The organism is uncultured Enorma sp., from assembly GCA_905210055.1.
Taxonomy (GTDB): Bacteria; Actinomycetota; Coriobacteriia; order Coriobacteriales; family Coriobacteriaceae; genus Enorma.
Window position 1 is genome coordinate 1 of record CAJLVH010000201.1, and the last position, 2307, is coordinate 2307.

At 65.1% G+C, this 2307-nt stretch carries 1 protein-coding gene; it reads left to right on the forward strand.

Annotated features, from left to right (window positions below; genetic code table 11):
• Positions 1-62: 62 nt before the first annotated feature.
• The coding region (locus QZ079_RS09135; RefSeq protein WP_297037536.1) for an exodeoxyribonuclease V subunit beta at positions 63-2307 on the forward strand (2245 nt) is incomplete at its 3' end.

Below are 2307 nucleotides of genomic sequence, written 5' to 3' on the forward strand. Positions count from 1 at the left end.
CCCGCCCCGGCCAAGGGTTCCTGCGCATTCTGTCCGAATATCATGTGTGAGAGGAGGCGCTAATGGCCGGCATCACCCTCGACCCCAAGCAGGCGCGCATCGTCCATGCGCTTACCGGCCCTGTCTTCGTCTCCGCGGGCGCGGGAGCCGGCAAGACCCTCGTGCTCACCCAGCGCGTGCTGCATGCGCTCACGCCCGGGTCCAAGCCGCGCGAGCAGTGGGCGAACCCAGACGTGCCCGAGCCGTTCCTCGATAGCATCGACCAGGTGCTCGCAATCACCTTCACCACGAAGGCGGCCCAGGAGCTCAAGCAGCGCGTGCGCCGCGCGCTCACCGAGGAAGGGCTCGATGCCCAGGCGGAGCGCGTCGAGGACGCCTGGTTCTCCACGATCCACGGCATGTGCTCACGCATCATTCGCGCCTACGCGCTCGACCTCGATGTCGATCCGGGGTTCAAGGTGGCGGAGTATGCGGATGGCATCAAGCGCGAGGCTGTCGAGCACGTGCTGCGCGACGCTGGAGGCGAGTACCAAAAACTGCTGTCGCGCTTCAAGATCGAATCCGATTCCGCAGGAAGTCTGAGTGTGAGCAGCCTCATGGCGATTCTGAGCGCCATCTTGAACAAGGTTTCCTCATCGACCTCGGGATTAGACGCGTTCGAGCAGGTGACGCCCAAGCCGTCGCATCGACGGGTCTACGAAGCATACCGAGCGATTGCCGAGTCGCCCACGTTCAAGAACGCAGCGATCGCGCAAGAAGCGGTCGCTGCCCTCGATGCCTACCTCGATTCTCTGCGTGACATGCCTGCGCTCTGCGCATGCTATGCGGCGTGCGACAAGCTCAACAAGGTTGGCGCCACGGCGGCCGAGAAGGAGTTCGTCGACGAGGTTCGCAGCTCGCGTGCCCAGTTCTTCGCCGAGGCATACCTCGTCGCCAACTCCGATGCCCTAGACGAGCTCATGCCGCTTGCGGCCAAGGTGCAAGCGGAGTTCAAGCGCCTCAAGCATGAACGCAACGTGCTCGACAACGACGATCTGCTCACCATCGCCTACGACGCCCTCAAGAACAACCCCGTGGTGCGCGCGGAGTTCGCAGGCAAGTTCAAGATGGTGATGGTCGATGAGTTCCAAGACACCGCCCAGCAGCAGGTCGAGCTCGTGAACCTGCTGTGCAGCCCCGATGGTCGCGAGCTCTGCACGGTGGGCGATGCCCAGCAGTCCATCTACCGCTTCCGCGGGGCGGACGTGTCGGTCTTCCGCAACAAGGCGAGCGAGGTGGCGGCAACGGGCTCGGTGCTCGATTTGGACGTGAACTTCCGCAGCCACGCGCAGATTCTCGAGTTCGCCGACCGCATCTTCCAGGGCGGGGCGGAAAACCGGCTCGGTCGCGACTTCCTGCACCTTGAGTCGTGCGGCGAACAAACGCGTGCGAACGCACTTGCCAAGAAGGGCGGCGTGCACGTGATGCGCAGCGCGGACATCTCGCGCCGCCAGGCCTTGCTCGTGGTGGGGGGAACGACGGAGGAGCGCTCCCAGGTCAAGGCGGCGGCGATCGCCGAGCGCTTCCGGCGCCTGCGCGACGAGGAGGGTTTCGCCCCGGGTGACATGGTGATTATCATGGCGAAGATGAGCGATGCGGACACGTACGCTCGTGCGGTGCGCGAGGTGGGCATGCCGTGCGTCATCTCCGGCGGGGCCTCGGTCTTCGCGCGGGCACCCGAGGTTGCCATCGTGCGCTCGCTCGTCGCCTTCCTTGCGGATCCGGAAGACGGCGAGGCCGGTATCGCCCCGCTCGTCACGTCGCCGATGTTCGAGTTCGGCGCGTCCGAGCTCCTCGCGCTTGGCACGTGTTGGAATGCGGAGGCGGGCATCGTGGATACCCGCACCGTTACGGGCGACGTGCTGCTGCGCGGAACCATCCTCGAAGATTTTCTACCCCTGTCGTTGCTCGACCGTGCGCGTGCGATTCTGGGGCGTGCGCTCGCCCGTGTGGGACGCGACCGCATGAGCGACATCGCGCGCGATGTGCTCAACGAATCCGGATGGCTCGCGCGTCTCGAGCGCGGCGGCGCCCAAGACCATGCGGTCGCCGCGAACGTGCTCAAGGCGTTGTCCATCATCGAAAAGGAGGAAGAGGGCCGCGAATATGCCCCGCGCCTGGTGGCCCAAGCGTTTGCCGACCACATCGCGCACGTGAAGGAGACTCCGGCGACCCTTTCCGGTGACGGCGAGGACGCGGTGCACATCATGACCATCCACGCTTCGAAGGGTTTGGAGTATCCGGTCGTCGCCGTAGTGGATAGCGACG